Origin of the sequence: Corynebacterium jeikeium (assembly GCF_028609885.1) — a bacterium.
Lineage (GTDB): Bacteria > Actinomycetota > Actinomycetes > Mycobacteriales > Mycobacteriaceae > Corynebacterium > Corynebacterium jeikeium.
On sequence record NZ_CP063195.1, the window covers coordinates 503579 to 520478 of the forward strand.

The window sequence follows — 16900 nt, forward strand, 5'->3', positions numbered from 1 at the left end:
ATGTGCAAAGATACAACTATGGCTAACGTTGAGAAGAAGGGCTATGTCGACGCAGGCTGGCCGACCGATATTCCTGAGGGCCGTCACGCTGTTACCGAGCTGGTGGCTGATACCGCGGGTGCCCTGAGCCCCTACGGTGACATCGAGTTTCCTGTCGATGCTTCCGAGCTTCCGTACGTGCACTCGTTCACCGTTATTAACAAGTAACTGAACTATCAAACTAATGAAGGTGGCGCGCCTCCCCATTGGGGGATGCGCGCCACCTTTCGCTTGCGACGACATCTGAGTTTGCGGGTTAAGTAAAGAAAAGTGTGTCTTTTCCGGGCGTGTTGCGGTTATTTGATCCAGCCTTTTTGGATGCCGAGGTTGTGTTGGTAGCTGGTGTCGATGGCGGTGTCGTATTCTGCTGGTGCACCGATGTCATTGGTAGTGGCTGTGGTGTTGTGGGTGATCAGGTCTGTTGCTGTGGAAAGTGCGTCTTGACCCCATCGTTGGTCCCTGGCGATCTTGACCGGATCGTCAGGGACTTCTGTATGTAGATACAGCCACCAATCCATCACTGTGCGTTGATGCGGTAGTGATAGTCCGCGGTGTCTGCGGGCTAGTTCTTTTATGGGGGCGTTGATGCCACCTTCGAGGCTGTTTGTTGTTGCTGCAAGGTTGTCGGGGTCGATGGTTGTTGGTGGGGGTTGCAGGTAGGTAAACAGCAGGTCTCTGCGGTGCAGAGATAGCAATGATTGATAGGCCGCTCGGACGCGTTGGTGGGTGTAGACCTTGGTGTAGGCGCCGGTAGCAGGGTCTTTGATGGTGGTTTTCTCGTTCATCCATTCCCGGTAGGTGTGGTCGAATTCGTGCAGGTGGGCGACCCATGTGGATGCTTGGTCAAGGTCGGTGATGCGAGTGAGTTTCAGGGCTAGGCGGTAGAGGGTTTTGCCGGCATCGGTGCGGGGGTTGCTGGTGGTGTGGCGGCGGACTGTTCGTTGGGCGTGGACGAGGCAGCGTTGGATGCGTGTTGTTGGCCAGCAGTGGTGGATGGCTGATTGGGCACCTTGTCCGCCGTCTGTGACTGCGATTAGTGGTGCGGCAATGGGGCGTAGGAGTTCGGTGTAGGCGGCGGTGGTTTCGTGTCTGGCCCAGGTCCAGTTGATGACGTGGGTTTTACTGGCTGCGATCAGGAGGCATCCGGACTTTAGATAGGTCGCGTCGAGGAAGATTTGGTCATGGATGCGGAATGAGTCGATGGTGGGTGTGGGGATGATCCACCAGCACCATCGGAATCGGTGGTGCATGGTTTGCCTGGTTACGCCATGGTGTGCGGCGAAGGTGGTTAGAGATTGGGTGCCGGTGGCCCATTGGATGAACAAAGCCATGGTGGCGGTATTTTTGTTGTGGGTTTGGGTGTTGCGGGTAAAGGAGTGTCCGCAGTGGGTGCAGCGCCAACGGGTGGTTGATTTGCTGGTGGTGCCGTTTTTCTTTGTGTTGTTGCCGCATAGTGGGCAGCTGGGGCGGTTGGTGGTCATCCTTTAATCCAACCGGTGTGCGGTTAGCACAAATGTGGCCGGAGGTGCGGGATGGTGTGGGTAATAGCTTTCGGGGAGCTATTCTTTGGTGATTTGTGGTGTGTGGTCTGGGGTTATGGTGGCATGCGGACACACTTTTCTTTACTTAACCCGAGTTTGCCTGAGTCCACCTTCGGGACCATCGGATATATGGGGCAGCTTAGTCGAGTGCCTCGTAGGTGCTTTAGGTCCTAAGCTGTGTGATTACAAAAAGCCGGGTCAGCACGCAGTGGCGTGCTGACCCGGCTTTAGCTAGATCTGCTCTTAGTGAGGCAGCACGGCCTGCAGCTGAGCGGAGTACTGCTTGTAGGTGTGGTTCAGGGAGTGCTTGTTGGCGTTGTAGTAGTCGGTGACTTCCTTCGGCACGGAGTAGCCGAGCTCCTCGATGCGCTTGACCAGTGCATCGTAGAACTTGTCTACAGCCAGAGCGTTGGAGTTGCGGGACAGGTCGCGAACGGCCTTTTGTACAACCGGAGCCGGAGCAGCCGGCTTTGCCTTCGGCTTTGCGGCAGCGTTGCGCGGGGTCGGCTTGGAGTTCAGGCCCAATTTGGCGGAGCAAGCCGGCCATGCGCCCCAGCCCTGGCCAGCCAGAACGCGCTCTGCAACGGCGATCTGCTGCTCGCGGGTTGCCTGGTATGCGTACGGGGCGTACTGCTTACCGCCGTAGCCAGCCCAAGTGGACGGGCTGAACTGCAGGCCACCGTGGAAGCCGTTGCCGGTGTTGATGGACCAGTTACCGCCGGACTCGCACTGTGCCAGGCGATCCCAGTCGGAATCCGGAGCTGCGGAAGCGGTCGGAGCCAGCAGTGCAGAGGTTGCTGCTACTGCAACGCCTGCGACGGACAGGCGGGCTGCGGTGGTGAAAGAGCTGGTCTTTGCGTGACGTGCCATATTTGCTGAGTTTCCCTTCGGGCGCCCTGTCTTGCTGATGGCGCCTTTTGTTTCGTTATCTCTTCAAGTTCCCTTGAAATCAGTGAACTTCTTGCTTCTGTGACGTCGAGCCGTTTGCTCGTTCGCCTTAAGGTCATGGGCTACGCTACTGGTTTGTCACGTTTGTGTCACGTTTTTGGCAAGATCCGACACTTATGTGGCGTTAAGGCGAATTTTTGAAATGCTCATTGACCTGGATTTTATCGGAATGAATCCATTTCGTTATAGTTTCGTAATGTGACGAAGATCACATTTGGGGTGTGACGTCTGTGACCTGTGTGATTTGTTGACGGGATTTGCCCTACCTCGGCATTCTCGCTAACCTAATGCATTCTATTGACTTCAAAGAATAGGGTGATCCCATGCCAACCGGAAAAGTGAAGTGGTACGACGCTGATCGCGGCTACGGCTTCGTCAGCAACCCTGGGGACGAGGACGTCTACGTCGGTTCCCAGGTGCTGCCCGACGGCGTCACCGAACTGGTCAAGGGCCAGCGTATCGAGTACGAGTTCATCGCCGGTCGCCGTGGACCGCAGGTACACACTATGACGGTGTTGGACAACGGCCCCCGCCGTGCACAGCACAAGTACAACCCAGAGCAGCTTCACCAGATGGTGCAGGATACGATCACGCTGCTAGATAGCAGCGTGTTGCCAGTACTGCAGTCTGGGCGTCGGCCGGAGCATAAGGAGGCTCGCCAGGTGGCAGAGATCCTTCGTACCATCGCGCGCGAGCTCGATAGCTAGACCTCGATAGTCGAATCCCGGACTCCACTAAAACAACCCCCTCGCAACCCCCTCGAACTTGAGGGAGCTACTGGGCGATCTCGATCGACCAGATGGTTGCGTAGGGGGTTTGCTCTTCGTTGTCGTCCAAGCCGACCAACATTGTGTGCAGCTCCAAAACCTTCAGCTTGGGAGTGCCTCCGTCATCTGCCTTCATGGAAGACTCTATGTCCAGCGTGACTTCCTCACGCTCGTAGGCCTTGTAGTAGTTGTCTTGGTTAGCGCCTGGTTCGTCGAAGATCTGCAGCAGCGACCAGTCGTGGTTGTAGATATCCTCCGGTGGCTTAATCGTGACCTTCTTAGCATTACCCACGTGCAGCTTGTAGGGCTGGGAAGGCTTGCAGTCCGGATCGTCCAATTGGCACACGGAGTAGGGTGCGATCTCGTGTTCCTCTCCATTGACCACGGCAATGATCCGCTGATCCTGCGGTAGCGTTTCGATTTTCCCGTCCTGCCAGCGGTTATAAAGCAGCACGCCGCCGATCACCACCACCACGAGGGCGACGATCGCACCCATCGTCATCAGCTGCTTTCGTTGGGCTCGCTGGCGCTGCTGTTTCTTGGACAGCTTCGGCGCAGGCGCGGCGGAAGGCTTCGGACTGGTTTTCTCTTGCTCGCTCACGCCTCCCGATCCTAATTCACTGGCCGGACAAGCCCTAACCCCTAGCCGCCTTTTTAGCCACGCCTAACCCTGCGGCTCCTTAAAGCGCACCTCGTACATCTCGTCCCACAGCTTGCCGGTCAGGTAGAAGCGCCGGTCGTCTGGGGAACTGCCTGGCACGACCGCTATGCCATTCAACACGTCCGCGCCGTCGCGCTGTGCTGCGGGGAAAAGCCCGGCTGTATCCACAACGTGTGTGACCTTCCCGTCTTCCGGGTCGATCTCCAAGATCGTGTCGGTCTGCCACACGTTGGCCCACACCTTGCCGTCGGCAGTGCATTCCAATTCGTTGAGTTGGTCGGTGCCTTCCACTTCCACGGAACCAGTCTTGGCGAAAGTTTCGGGGTCGCGAAAAGTCAGCGTGCCCGAGCCGTCGCTCATTACCAGTCGATCCTGCTGGGAGCACAAGCCCCACCCCTCGGTCTCGTAGTCTGCCCGGTCCACCTCGTCGAGTGTGCGTGCGTCGCGCTTAATCGCGGTGTGTTCCTTCCATGTCAGTTGCCACGCCGTATCGCCATGAATCGCAACCCCCTCGCCGAACAGCTCCTTGTCTAGGCTCTGTTCGCCGGATTTTTCGCCCTCCAGGTTCGTGTAATAGATCTTCGATTCGCCGTATAGACCAGTGCCGACCAGTAGGCGCCCGTCGTCGGCCGTCTCAAGCCCCTGGGTAAACGCAGATTTGTCCCATGAGTGTACTTCGTCCACCGTGACCTCGAGCATCGGTGCATCGCCATACTCTTTTGCTGTTGTCCCTGGTTTTATTAGTGACGCCCCGTCGTCCGCACCGCACGCCGATAACGAAAACGCCAAAGCTGCGGCTCCTACAGCTGCGAATATTTGGGAAGTAACCCGCCCGTTTCGAAGCTGGGGGCGGGATGCGTGAGGGTGGCGTCGGTAAGAGAACATGCAACCATCATGCATCACAGTGAACGGGTGGCAGGCATAATGGTTCAGGTGAGTAGGAAGAAAAAGGCAGATCCGATTCTTTTTTCTGCGCAGGCGAAGGAAACCGCCCGCGCCGCAGTGGAAGAAGTGGGCGGCGACGAGGTGGGGAAGGCCCTCGGTATCGCAACGGACGGCGAAGGTTTGGGGATTTACCGTTACGCCAGCCACGTGCCCGGCTATCGTGGCTGGGAGTGGGTTGTGGTGCTGGTGACTGTGCCGGGTAGTGGGATCCTGACCATCAACGAGGTCAGCCTGCAGGCAGGCAAGCACGCCTCCCTGGCCCCCGAGTGGGTGCCCTATGAGGATCGCGTCCAGCCGGGCGACTTGGGGCCTGGCGATACGCTCCCGCCGCGCCGCGACGACGAGCGGCTGACCGCGTGGGCCAAGCTGCAGGATGGCGATGGCTTCCTGCGCAACCCGCATGCAGGCAATACGCTTTCGCACGAGGGGTTGCGACAGGCCCGCAAGCGCTGGCGCGAAGGGGAATACGGGCCGCGCTCCGAGTTCGCGAAGAAGGCCGATTTGCAGTGCGAAACGTGTGCGTTTTACCTGCCTATCGACAACGTGGAAAACGGTGTAGGCGTGTGCACGAACGAGTATTCCGCCGACGGGCGCGTGGTTCAGCGGGATTATGGTTGTGGCGCGCACTCGGCGACAGTGGAGGAATCCATCGGCGAGGAGCTTGGGGAGGGCACCAATAATTACGGGGTGTACGTCGACGAGGGATTCTCGCGCTTCGAATAAGTAGGACGCCGGCTCCAGCGCAGTTGGGGTGCCCCGGACGGGTACCTAATAGTTGCATAAATGCCCTGCGGGGTGGTTACTTATGACTTGTCGTTTCAAATTGTGGTGGCTACCTACGGTTCTGCTGGAGGGTGGCTCCCAAGCACAGTCCGAACAGGTAGGGGAGAAACCCGCATGGCAGATGCACAGGCCGCAAAGGCCGCAGAGACAAAATCTGGGGAACCGCAGGACCGTGGCTTCCTAGACCGCTTTTTCCATATTTCGGAGCGCCACTCGACGGTGGGCACCGAGGTCCGCGGTGGTGTGGTCACGTTCTTCGCGATGGCCTACATCATCATCCTGAACCCGTTGATCCTGGGCACCAGTGCAGACTTCAACGGCGACGAGCTGGGCACCGCCCGCGTGGCTGCGGTTACCGCTCTGGCGGCGGGTGTGATGACCATCGCCTTCGGCATCATCGCCCGCTATCCCTTCGGCATCGCTGCCGGTCTGGGCATTAATACCCTGGTGGCCGTCACCTTCGTCGGCACGGAGGGGCTGACCTGGCCGGAAGCCATGGGGCTGGTGGTCATCGACGGTATCCTCATCGTGCTGCTGGCCATCACGGGCTTCCGCGAGGCTGTGTTTAACTCCATCCCGAGCTCGCTGAAGGCGGCCATCGGCGTGGGTATTGGCCTGTTTATTGCAATGATTGGCTTGGTGGACTCCGGCTTCGTCCGCCGCATTCCGGATGCCGCGGGCACCACCGTCCCGGTTGGCCTGGGCATCAACGGCTCCATTGCTTCTTGGCCCACGTTCGTCTTCATTATCGGCCTGCTGATCTGTGGAACCCTGGTGGTCCGCAAGGTTCGCGGCGGCCTGTTCATCGGCATCGTCGCCAACACCATCATCGCCATGATCGTTGAGGCGCTCACTCACACCGGTCCGTCCTTCGTCGATGGCAAGCCGAACCCCGCAGGCTGGAACCTGGCAGTGCCGCAGAGCCCGGACTCTCTGGGCGGTATGCCGGACCTTTCCCTGGTCGGCGCTGTGGATCTGTTCGGTGCGTTCAGCCGGGTGGGCGTGCTGGCAGCGTGCATGCTGATCTTCACCCTGGTGCTGGCGAACTTCTTCGACGCTATGGGAACCATGACTGCACTGGGCAAGCAGGCTCAGCTGGTAGATGAGGAAGATCGTCTGCCAAACCTGCGCACGGCCCTGATCGTCGAAGGTGGCGGCGCGATTGTTGGTGGCGCGGTCTCTGGCTCGTCGAACACCGTGTTTGTGGACTCTGCGGCGGGTATTGCCGACGGCGCCCGCACGGGTTTGGCCAATGTGGTTACCGGCCTGCTGTTTATCTTGGCGATGTTCTTCACTCCTCTGTACGAGGTTGTGCCGATCGAGGCTGCCGCCCCGGTTCTGGTGATCGTGGGTGCGATGATGATGGCACAGATTAAGGACATTGACTTTGCGCGCTTCGATATTGCCCTGCCGGCCTTCCTGACCATCGTGGTCATGCCATTTACCTATTCCATCGCCAACGGCATCGGCGTGGGCTTCATTACTTACGCCGTGATGGCACTAGTCGGCGGTCGCGCAAAGAAGGTCCACCCGCTGTTGTACTTGGTGGCTGCGATGTTTGTTGTCTACTTCGCCGCCGATCCGGTGATGGATCTGCTGCGAGGCTAGCAATGGCCATTTTTTCGCCCATCCGGATCGATGACCCGCGTGACTCGCGCCTGGACGACTTTCGGAACCTCAACGCCTCCGACAAGAAGTCCGGCGAGCAGCTGATCATCGCCGAGGGCACCTTGGTTGTCCCGCGCCTGCTGGCTAGCCCTTATCCGACCCGCGCGGTCGTGGGGTTCCCGGGGAAGCTGCGGGCGATCGAGGCGGAGCTGTCTCGCGCTCTTTCTAGTGATGACGCCAACTTTTCCGTGTTCGAGGTTTCCCGCGAGGTCTTAAAGGAAGTCGCGGGTTTCGATATGCATAGGGGACTGGTTGCGTCGGCGGATCGGTTGCCTGTGAACCCTGTGGGTCCTGTGGGCCCTGTGAGCACGGCTAGCACCGGGGCCCCGGTAGGCACAGGGGCGAGTGCCGTGGAGGCAGTGCTGAACCACCTGGAGGAAGCCGCCGACACCAGCGGAGTGATCGCCGTGCTAGAGGGAGTGGGGGATCACGAGAATATCGGCTCCATTTTCCGTAACGCTGCGGGGCTCAACGTTGATGCCGTGCTTTTTGGCGCGGCCACTGCCGACCCTCTGTACCGACGCAGTGTGCGCGTTTCCATGGGCCATGTGCTGCGCCTTCCGTGGGCGAGGTTTCCCGGAACGACGACAACCTGGCAGCGGGATCTGGAGTTGCTACAGCGGCGTGGCTACGAGGTCGTGGCACTCACGCCGGCGGGGGACACCACGCTTCGCGAGGCTACGGAGGCGGCTCGCATGCGCGGGAGGAAAGTAGCGGTGATGGTCGGCGCCGAAGGGCCCGGACTGACGGAGCACGCCATGCGTGCCGCGGATGTGCGCGCCAGTATCCCGATGGCTCGGGGAACTGACTCGCTAAACGTGGCTACAGCGGCAGCCATCGCCTTCTACGAAGCAGTCCGCTAGGCGGGTTTACTTCCCGCGGCTGCGGCGGCGTACCTCGTCGCCGATCTTCTGGGAAGCCCCGCGTAGCCCCTTCAGCCCAGCGGAAAGCCCCTTGCGTGCCCCCTTTCCCAAGGAGGTCAGCACGTTCTTGGCTACCTCCGCGCCGCTGGGTTCGCTCTCACGGGACGGGGCGGCGTAATCGTCATAGCCTTGCTCATCGTCGTAGACGGAGACCATGTCGTCCGGCTTGGGGCCCCCGTGCGTCAGACCGTCGTACTCGGAGGATTTCGCCTCCGGCCGGCCGTCGACGGCGAAAGCTGCAATGGGCAGTGCCGGGCCGGAGGCGGAGACTGAAAAGCCTAGCCAGGACTCAATGGCGGCAGCAGCAAGCTCTGCGGGAACGAATGGCAATTGGATACCACTGGCTTCGGTGTTGCCTGCCCAGTAGTCAGCCTCGAACTCGCCGGGCAGCCCAATGTCCTCGAACACCGTCTCGCGAGTGGCGCAGAAGGATCGTTTGAGCTGGCCGCCGGACCAGTGGGCGAAGCCACCGAAGGTTTCGTCTACTTCCGTGGAAGCCGGATCTCCTCCGTCCCCCGGCTTCGTCGAAGCTGCGGTTTCCGGGTCTGCCACCACACAGGAGGCGTACACGTCGGCTGCGCTGACCAGTGTGCGGTAGCGTTCTGGCAACTCGGAGAGCTTTCGCAGGTCGGGGATTACTGTTTGCACCACCGACAACCCCGGATAGCCGCCGATGTAGAACTCATCGGTGCCGGGGGTTGCGCTGCGTGTCATGTCGAAGTCGCCGATATGCGTCAGCGGCCAGGCTGGGTTCAGTTGTGCAAGGTACTTGCGGGCGAAGCCACGGTCGACCTTATGCTCCTGGTTCACCACGGTGCTGGGGTTGGCAGCATTTACAAACCAAAGGGTCACCAGGGTCACAGCTGTGGCTCCTTCTATCGCCTAGTTCTTTTTCTTGGGGTTGGTGCGCACACCGAGCAGGACGTCTTCCCAATGTGGGGTCACGGCCTTGCGCTTACGCTTCGGCTTCGCGGCCTTTGCGTCGGGGTGCATTAGGAAATCATTATCACCGCGTTCGTTCCGTTCCGCAGGGGAATCGTCGCCGGTGGGGGGAGTGCCCTGTGCGGTGTGAGCCTCAGTTACGCGGGACTCGTTAGACCGTTCGTCCCGGCGATCCAGATCGGCCTGGTCGCCCTCCCAGTGCTCATCCTCAGGAGCCTGCGTTGGATGCAGCAGGGGAGTTACCGGCGAAACGCTGCGCACCGGTTGCCCATAGCGCGGGTTCACCAGGTCGCCTGCGATGCTGTTGTGCGGGTGCGCCAGTGCTTTCTCCGAGCCGCGCAGTTCGATGATGAACTCCGCGGTGTGCGTGCTGGTACGCCCAGCCGCGTCCTTCTCCCAGGCCACGGTGACGATCCACTGCTTGGCGGCATTTTGGTAAGCATCCCATTCGGCGTCCGAAAGAGATTCCCCGTGCGCCGCCAGAGCTGTTGCCAGAACTTCCCACAGTGGCTGGTTAGAAACGCCATCTCCGTTTACCGGCAGCGCCGCGTGTGCGAGCTCCGCGATGCGTGCGCGCTCCTGGAGGATCGGCCAGGCGTAGGGCTCAATGCGAGACTCGTCTGTGTCCGCCTCGTCCGCCAGCTCGGCCACGGTAGCGCCGTGGCGGATGCGATCCTGAATCACACGTGGGGACATCGAAATCCGGGTGCGGTGCGGACGCGCGTTAGGCCGGTTCTGTCCGCGCCCCTTGAACAGTGACGCCACCTCGGCTTCAACTGCTTCCTCCTCAGCGCGGGTTGCCGCTTGCTCCTCCTCCCGGTGTGCCTCTGCGGGATCTGTGGCGGCATCGGCAGGACCGGCGGCACTGGACGCGCTGGTGGCATCTGAGTCGGAACTCTCGGAAGCCACGGAGCGAGGATCAACCTCGGCTTCTACGGAAGCGCTGCCTGCGCTGGCCGTGGGGGCGTCACTAAGAAAAGAGCGCAACTCGTCGGTGACGGGCAGAAAGTACTCGGCGATAGGGCCGCCGACGGCCGGGTCAACGGCGCGCAGCACGAGCGATGAGGCATCGCTATCGGCGACGACAAATTTCAGCTCTTGCAACGTGGCCTCCTGACGGGTGATGCGGCAAATGACGGCAGTGTTATTAACATCACCCTCCAACCTTAGCTAAAAGCTCGGCTGGAGGGTGAGTGAATTCAGTCGCTAGAAGTAGGCGAAACCAGGGGCAACTGGGCGAAACGCTAGCCCAAAGGTGGGCTACTTGGCAGCGTGACCGCCGTCGAGGATGAAGTCGATGGCGCCGGTCAGCTTCTTGACGTCCTCCGGGTCGATGGCCGGGAACATGCCGATACGCAGCTGGTTACGGCCCAGCTTGCGGTAAGGCTCGGTATCCAGAATGCCATTGGCGCGCAGGATCTTGGCGATCTTGGCGGCATCGATGTTCTCGTCGAAGTCGATAGTGCCGACGACGAGGGAGCGGGCATCTGCGTCCTGTACGAACGGGGTGGCTTCTGCGCGGGAGTCGGCCCAGCTGTACAGGGCCTGGGAGGACTCGGTGGTGCGGGCTACCATGCCGTCCAGGCCACCGTTGGCGTTCATCCACTTCACCTGATCGTCCAGCATGAGCAGGGTAGCGACGGCCGGGGTGTTGTACGTCTGGTTCTTGCGGGAGTTATCCACGGCGGTCTTCAGATCCAGGAAGGCCGGGATGTAGCGGTCGGAAGCGGCGATCTCCTCCACGCGCTCCAGTGCGGCGGGGGAGAAGGCGGCTAGCCACAGGCCACCATCGGAAGCGAAGCACTTCTGTGGGCTGAAGTAGTAGACATCAGCCTCATTCATATCGACGGGCAGGCCGCCGGCGCCGGAGGTTGCGTCGATGGCGACCAGGGTGTCGTCCGAGGCGGCCTTCGGGCGGGTTACTGGAACCATTGCACCCGTGGAGGTTTCGTTGTGAGCCCAGCCGATCAGATCCGCATCGGTACCATCCAGCTCGCTCGGGGACGGAGCGGTGCCCGGCTCGCCCGCAACAATCTGGGGCTCGTCCAGCCACGGGGCCTTCTTGGAGACACTGGCGAACTTGGAGGAGAACTCACCGTAGGTCAGGTGCGCGGACTTGTTGCGGATAAGGCCGAAGGAAGCGGCATCCCAGAAAGCGGTGGCGCCACCCAGGGAGAGGATGATTTCGTAGCCCTCCGGCAGGTTGAACAACTGGGATAGGCCTTCGCGCACGGAGCCGACGACATCCTTTACACCAGCCTGGCGGTGGGAGGTGCCCAGAATGGCTGCATTGTCTTGGATAGCCTGCAGCTGGGCTGGGCGGACCTTGGACGGTCCACAGCCGAAGCGGCCGTCGGCGGGAATGAACTCCGCAGGGATAGTGGGCAGAGTGTTCTGGTCGTTGGCAGGTGCGTTCATCTTTCCCTCTGATCGCTCGTATTTTTTGCGCTTGACCTTATAGGGTAGACCTTTGCGCCGGCAGCTTGGCCAAAAGGTGCCAAAAATATAAGAATTGTGGGTGGTGAGGCCGTGATTTACCCCCGCTTACGCCTGCTAGTCTGTCATCTGCGTCACATAGGCACTACAGTGTGCCGTATCCCCCCGTCGGCTTAGCTATGCAAGTATCGTCATACGGGGAAGCCCTCAAGCGGCTACAATTTACAAGTGAAACCGTGAATCTGTGTTCCGCTCCAACGGTGCCAGCGCAAGCTTTTACCAGAAAGTAATCGCTACAACATTCGCTGCGGGCAGGCACGTGAACATTTCAGAAAGGGATGTCAATGGCTACTGATAATCAGGACAAGGCCGTTCTCCACTACCCAGGTGGAGAGTACGAAATGGACATTGTCCGCGCCACCGAAGGTAACGACGGTGTCGCACTGGGCAAGATGCTGGCAGAAACCGGCTTGACCACCCTGGATCCCGGCTACGTGAACACCGGTTCCACCAAGTCCGCCATCACCTACATCGACGGTGCAAACGGCATCCTGCGTTACCGTGGCTACGACATTGCCGACCTGGCCAACAACGCAACCTTCAACGAGGTTTCCTACCTGCTGATCAACGGCGAGCTGCCGAACAAGGAGCAGGCTGAGGAGTTCAACACCAACATCCGCAACCACACCCTGCTGGATGAAGACTTCAAGGCACAGTTCCGCGTGTTCCCGCGCGACGCTCACCCGATGAGCGTTCTGGCTTCCTCCCTGAACATTCTGTCGACCTATTACCAGGACTCCCTGGATCCGCTGAACCCGGATCACCAGAAGCTGAACACCTACCGCCTGATGGCGAAGGTGCCGATGCTGGCTGCTTACGCTTACCGCGCTTCCAAGGGTAAGCCGTACATGTACCCGGATAACTCCATGAACGCGCGCCAGAACTTCCTGCGCCAGATGTTCGGCTACCCGACCGAGCCTTTCGAGGATGACCCGGTGGTTACCAAGGCTCTGGACAAGCTGCTGATCCTGCACGCTGACCACGAGCAGAACTGCTCCACCTCCACCGTCCGCATGGTTGGTTCTTCCCAGGCCAACATGTTCGTCTCCATCGCCGCAGGTATCAACGCTCTGTCCGGCCCGCTGCACGGCGGTGCTAACCAGGCCGTTCTGGAGATGCTGGAGGAGATCCACGCTAACGGTGGCGACGCTACCGAGTTCATGAACCGCGTGAAGAACAAGGAGCCGGGCGTTAAGCTGATGGGCTTCGGTCACCGCGTGTACAAGAACTACGACCCGCGTGCGGCCATCGTCAAGGAGTCCGCACACGAGATCCTGGAGCACCTGGGTGGCGACCACCTGCTGGATCTGGCTATGAAGCTGGAAGAGATTGCGCTGGCTGATGATTACTTCATCTCCCGCAAGCTCTACCCGAACGTGGACTTCTACACCGGCCTGATCTACCGCGCTATGGGCTTCCCGACGGACTTCTTCACCGTCCTGTTCGCCATGGGGCGCCTGCCGGGCTGGATCGCTCACTACCTGGAGCAGGTCAACGATCCGACCGCGAAGATCAACCGTCCGCGCCAGATCTACACCGGCGAGGGTGCGCGCAAGCTCTAAATCCTTTTTGGTGACGCCCCCTTGGGCTGGCTACGCATTGCGTATGCCCCCAAGGGGGTGTTTCGCGTTTTGCTAGGGTGGGAGTTCGAGAAGCTATCAGTTTTCAAAGGAGACTTCCCATGAGCAAACCGCAGATCGACCTCTCGAACGGCCCCGCACCGAAGGACCTGGTGATTGAAGACCTGGTGATCGGCGAGGGCGCAGAGGCCGTGCCGGGCGGCATGGTGGAGGTGCACTACGTGGGAGTGGACTTCGCGACCGGCGAGGAGTTCGACTCTTCCTGGGATCGCGGCGAGTCCATCGAGTTCCCCCTTTCCGGCCTGATCGAGGGCTGGCAGGAGGGTATCCCGGGCATGCGCGCCGGTGGTCGCCGCAAGCTGACTATTCCCCCGGAGAAGGCGTACGGCCCGGCCGGTATGGGCCACCCCCTATCTGGCCGTACGCTGGTCTTTATTATTGACCTAATCGCCGTGAACTAAAGCGGTTAGGCGCCCTTCAGTGCCTTGGCCCAGCTCATCTTTTTGCCGTTGTTCAGAATGGAATTGCGGTAGACGCGGGCCACCAGCAGAATCACCAGAACCGTCGCAACGGTGGCGATGAGGAAGCTCAGCAGAACCTGCGGCAGGCTCATCGTGCCCGCCGCCATGTTCATCGGGGCGACGGTCAGGCTAAACGGCGGCACCCAACCCAGCACCTGCATGAACGTGGATTCCATGTTGCTGAGGCCGAAAAGCGGGGCGTAGGTCATGCCCATAATGAACAGCAGGATCGGGGCCTGGGTGGACTGTAGATCCTCCGTACGGGAGACCAGCGAGCCCGCTGCGGCGTACAGACTGCCGAAGAAAAGCATGCCGATGCAGAAAGCCAACAGCATCAGAGCCACCACCGTGTAATCGAGCTCCACGTCTCCCAACAGCCCGGAGACGGATACTGCGACCGCGCCGATGATCAGCAGGATCGCGGTGCCGATGAAACCGAAGACGGTGTTGCCGATGATCTTGCCAGCCAAGAAATCCATCGGGCGGGCGGAGGCCAGGATGATCTCCACCACACGAGAGGACTTCTCCTCGGTGATGCGCCCGCCGACGTTCGCGGCGAAGAGGATGATGAAGTATGCCATCAGCATTACGCCGACCAAGGCCGTGTAGAACTGCGGTTCGTTAGCCTTCGTCGCGTCATCTGCCTTCAAGTCCACGGTCTCCAACTGCGTGGAAGGGGTGGCCTTGGCGAACTCTTCGGGGGAAACTCCCACCTTGTTTAGCGCTTCAGATTGCGCGTGCGCGTTAATTGCGGCACCTACGACACTGAGGATAGTGGGATTCGGCTCACCCTCGGCGAGCAGTTCGTAGCCGGAATCAGTCTTCACCAGGGCTGCATCGAGGTCCTCGTCGGACACCTTAGAAGAAGCTTCATCGCGGGAGCCCACAGTTTCCGCCTTCACGCCACCGGAAACTTCAGTCCCCTCTGGGGCGCCTTCGGCGGAGGCCGAGGCGGCGTCAACAAACTCCTTCTCAATCCCCACAAGACCGAGCTTCGGAGTTTCGTCGCCGTCGTCCTTGCTGGCGAACCATGCGCCGGCGAACACGCCGATGAGCATGACGGCGATGACCACAATCAGGGAGAACATGATCGCCTTGCTGCGGGCAGCCACCTGGATCTCGCGCTTGGCGACGGTGGCGATGGTGTTCGGAGAAGAATAACTCATGATTCGACGACCTCCTGGAAGAGCTCTGCAAGGTGCGGGATACGGCGAGAGAACGAGTGGACCGGGCCGACAGCTAGCGCAGCCTGCAGGATCTGCTGATCCAGATCCGTGGTCTCGGCCTCGAGCAGCACGCCCTCGCCAAAGTCCTCAACCAGGCGCGTGCCCTGGGGATACCAGTCGCGCGCCGGAGTGCGCACCTCGTAGACGATGGGGCCGCGGGTACGCAGCTCGTCGACGGTTCCCTCGGCCTTCATGCGCCCCTTGGCGATGATGCCCACGCGGTCGCACAGGCGCTGCACCAGATCAAGCTGGTGGGAGCTGAACAGGACTGGAACGCCCGCATTGCAACGCTCGACAAGCAGGTCGCTCATCACATTCACGGCCACGGGATCCAGGCCGGAGAAAGGCTCGTCCAGGATCAGCAGTTCCGGGTCGTGGATCAGCGAGGCCGCCAGCTGGACGCGCTGCTGGTTACCCAGCGATAGCTCTTCCAGCTTGTCGTCCGAGCGCTCGGCCAGGCCGAGCTGCTCCAGCAGGCCTTCCGCGTTCTTCCGGGCCGATTCGTCGCTCAAGCCGTGGAGGCGGGCGAAGAAGCGCAGCTGATCGCCGATCTTTTCTTTCGCGTACAGGCCGCGCTCTTCTGGCATGTATCCGATGCGACGGCGCAGGTCATCATCGATCGGCTTATCGCCCAGGCGAACCTCGCCGCTGTCTGCAGCGAGTACTCCCAGCGCGATGCGCATTGTGGTGGACTTGCCGGCACCGTTGGAGCCAACGAAACCGTACATTTCGCCGGGCTGGACCTGGAGCGTCATGTCGTGGAGGACCTGATGGTCCCCGTAACTCTTATTGAGGTTGTTGATATAGAGAGCTTCCATACATTCCTTGGAGTTTTATAACGAAAAGAAGGATCTTGTTTATTGTGTCATACGCCAAATATTTGAGCTGGCAATGCTTTCTGGCTTTCTGGGACTTCGCAGTACGTTCGTGGTTGCGATTCCTCTGCCAGCGCCGTCGCGAGAATGAAGTCGGTGGCGTACAAAGGAGGCCATGAACGAAAAGAACAATGCAGTACCGACTCTTGAGATGAATGACGGTAAGACCACTCCGCAGCTGGGGCTGGGCGTGTGGCAGTTGAGCGACGAGGACACATACACCTCGGTGCGTGCGGCGATCGAGACCGGCTATCGCCACATCGATACCGCCGCGATCTACGGCAACGAAGAGGCCGTGGGGCGCGCTGTGGCCGACGCGGTGAAGGCCGGGGATGTGCAGCGCGAGGAGCTGTTCATCACCACCAAGCTGTGGAACGCCGACCAGGCGTGCGGTAAGGAAGCATTCGCGGAATCCCAGAAGAAGCTGGGGATGGATTATGTGGATCTGTACCTGCTGCACTGGCCGTGCCCGCAGGCCGATTCGTTCGTGCAGGCCTACGACTCTATGGCGGAGATCCAGCAGTCCGGCGGCGCGACCAGCATCGGCGTGTGCAACTTCTACCCCGAGGCGCTGGATGCCCTGAAGCAGGCCGGCCACACCCCAGCCGTGAACCAGATCGAGATTCACCCGGGCTTTAGCCAGGCCGAGCAGCGCTCGGACAACCGCGACCGCGGGATCGTCACCGAGGCGTGGTCGCCGCTGGGGCAGGGGCAAAACCTGACCGACCCGACCATCGCGAAGATCGCCGCCGAGCACGGAGTGAGCGTGGCGCAGGCCATCATCCGCTGGCACATCCAGCGTGGCGACGTCGTTATCCCGCGTTCCTCCAAGGTGGAGCGCGTGCGCCAGAACTTCGACGTCTTCGGTTTTGAGCTTTCCGCTGACGAGGTCTCCGCCATCGAGGCTCTGGACGTGGAGGACGGTCGCATCGGCGGCGACCCGCTGACTTTCCACGCCGGCCTAGAGGGCTAGCGCAACTCCGCG

17 protein-coding genes are annotated in these 16900 nt (G+C 60.5%); 8 read left to right on the forward strand and 9 right to left on the reverse strand.

Annotated elements, in window-relative coordinates; genetic code table 11:
* Window positions 1–18: 18 nt before the first annotated feature.
* Complete coding sequence (locus tag CJEIK_RS02160) at window positions 19–207, forward strand: hypothetical protein (protein ID WP_005294448.1); 189 nt, start codon at window positions 19–21, stop codon at window positions 205–207.
* A gap of 128 nt (window positions 208–335) precedes the next feature.
* On the opposite strand, the gene CJEIK_RS02165 is transcribed toward CJEIK_RS02160, so the two are convergent.
* Together CJEIK_RS02165 and CJEIK_RS02170 are read right to left on the reverse strand one after the other, a co-directional pair.
* A complete protein-coding gene (locus tag CJEIK_RS02165) occupies window positions 336–1520 on the reverse strand; it encodes an IS256-like element IS3503 family transposase (RefSeq protein ID WP_011018353.1) in 1185 nt (394 codons plus the stop codon).
* Window positions 1521–1823: 303 nt separating this feature from the next.
* The gene (locus CJEIK_RS02170; RefSeq protein WP_005294445.1) at window positions 1824–2450 is read right to left on the reverse strand and encodes a resuscitation-promoting factor Rpf1 domain-containing protein; all 627 of its coding nucleotides are present in this window, start codon (window positions 2448–2450) and stop codon (window positions 1824–1826) included.
* Between the two features lie 401 nt (window positions 2451–2851).
* Between CJEIK_RS02170 and CJEIK_RS02175 the strand changes: the two genes are divergently transcribed.
* Window positions 2852–3235, forward strand: a complete 384-nt coding sequence (locus tag CJEIK_RS02175) for a cold-shock protein (protein ID WP_005294442.1) — start codon at window positions 2852–2854, stop codon at window positions 3233–3235.
* A 67-nt stretch (window positions 3236–3302) separates the two neighbouring features.
* On the opposite strand, the gene CJEIK_RS02180 is transcribed toward CJEIK_RS02175, so the two are convergent.
* Both CJEIK_RS02180 and CJEIK_RS02185 read right to left on the reverse strand, forming a co-directional pair.
* Window positions 3303–3896 (reverse strand): DUF2771 domain-containing protein, encoded by a 594-nt coding sequence (locus CJEIK_RS02180; RefSeq protein WP_005294438.1) that lies wholly within the window; start codon window positions 3894–3896, stop codon window positions 3303–3305.
* 63 nt (window positions 3897–3959) lie between these two features.
* Entirely contained in the window at window positions 3960–4745 is a 786-nt protein-coding gene (locus tag CJEIK_RS02185; protein ID WP_034964830.1) for a glutaminyl-peptide cyclotransferase, read from the reverse strand.
* Window positions 4746–4880: 135 nt separating this feature from the next.
* Here CJEIK_RS02185 and CJEIK_RS02190 point away from each other — a divergent pair, with 135 nt between their 5' ends.
* The 3 genes from CJEIK_RS02190 (at window position 4881) to CJEIK_RS02200 (ending at window position 8215) form a co-directional block, all read left to right on the forward strand.
* Window positions 4881–5624, forward strand: a complete 744-nt coding sequence (locus CJEIK_RS02190; protein WP_005294434.1) for a DUF3027 domain-containing protein — start codon at window positions 4881–4883, stop codon at window positions 5622–5624.
* Window positions 5625–5798: 174 nt separating this feature from the next.
* Complete coding sequence (locus CJEIK_RS02195) at window positions 5799–7292, forward strand: NCS2 family permease (protein ID WP_005294431.1); 1494 nt, start codon at window positions 5799–5801, stop codon at window positions 7290–7292.
* A gap of 2 nt (window positions 7293–7294) precedes the next feature.
* Window positions 7295–8215 carry a TrmH family RNA methyltransferase gene (locus CJEIK_RS02200; RefSeq protein WP_005294429.1) on the forward strand — a complete coding sequence of 307 codons (921 nt, stop codon included), beginning with the start codon at window positions 7295–7297 and terminating at the stop codon, window positions 8213–8215.
* A 6-nt stretch (window positions 8216–8221) separates the two neighbouring features.
* On the opposite strand, the gene CJEIK_RS02205 is transcribed toward CJEIK_RS02200, so the two are convergent.
* From CJEIK_RS02205 to serC, 3 genes are all read right to left on the reverse strand, one after another.
* Complete coding sequence (locus CJEIK_RS02205; protein ID WP_005294427.1) at window positions 8222–9136, reverse strand: DUF6928 family protein; 915 nt, start codon at window positions 9134–9136, stop codon at window positions 8222–8224.
* 21 nt (window positions 9137–9157) lie between these two features.
* Window positions 9158–10321, reverse strand: coding sequence for a septation protein SepH (gene sepH, locus CJEIK_RS02210; protein ID WP_034964881.1), 1164 nt, complete (start codon window positions 10319–10321; stop codon window positions 9158–9160).
* A 156-nt stretch (window positions 10322–10477) separates the two neighbouring features.
* Window positions 10478–11635, reverse strand: coding sequence for a phosphoserine transaminase (gene serC / locus CJEIK_RS02215; RefSeq protein WP_005294421.1), 1158 nt, complete (start codon window positions 11633–11635; stop codon window positions 10478–10480).
* Window positions 11636–11997: 362 nt separating this feature from the next.
* Between serC and CJEIK_RS02220 the strand changes: the two genes are divergently transcribed.
* Both CJEIK_RS02220 and CJEIK_RS02225 read left to right on the forward strand, forming a co-directional pair.
* Complete coding sequence (locus CJEIK_RS02220) at window positions 11998–13275, forward strand: citrate synthase (protein WP_005294418.1); 1278 nt, start codon at window positions 11998–12000, stop codon at window positions 13273–13275.
* Between the two features lie 119 nt (window positions 13276–13394).
* Window positions 13395–13754, forward strand: a complete 360-nt coding sequence (locus tag CJEIK_RS02225) for an FKBP-type peptidyl-prolyl cis-trans isomerase (RefSeq protein ID WP_005294416.1) — start codon at window positions 13395–13397, stop codon at window positions 13752–13754.
* Window positions 13755–13759: 5 nt separating this feature from the next.
* On the opposite strand, the gene CJEIK_RS02230 is transcribed toward CJEIK_RS02225, so the two are convergent.
* On the reverse strand, window positions 13760–14980 hold the full coding sequence (locus CJEIK_RS02230) for an ABC transporter permease (RefSeq protein ID WP_005294413.1): 1221 nt from the start codon (window positions 14978–14980) through the stop codon (window positions 13760–13762).
* Window positions 14977–15858: an ABC transporter ATP-binding protein gene (locus CJEIK_RS02235; protein WP_005294410.1), complete on the reverse strand. Its 882-nt coding sequence runs from the start codon at window positions 15856–15858 to the stop codon at window positions 14977–14979. The genes CJEIK_RS02230 and CJEIK_RS02235 overlap by 4 nt, the downstream gene beginning before the upstream one ends.
* Window positions 15859–16030: 172 nt before the next feature.
* On the opposite strand from CJEIK_RS02235, the gene CJEIK_RS02240 reads away from it, so the two are divergent.
* Window positions 16031–16888: an aldo/keto reductase gene (locus tag CJEIK_RS02240; RefSeq protein WP_005294407.1), complete on the forward strand. Its 858-nt coding sequence runs from the start codon at window positions 16031–16033 to the stop codon at window positions 16886–16888.
* Window positions 16889–16900 lie beyond the last annotated feature (12 nt).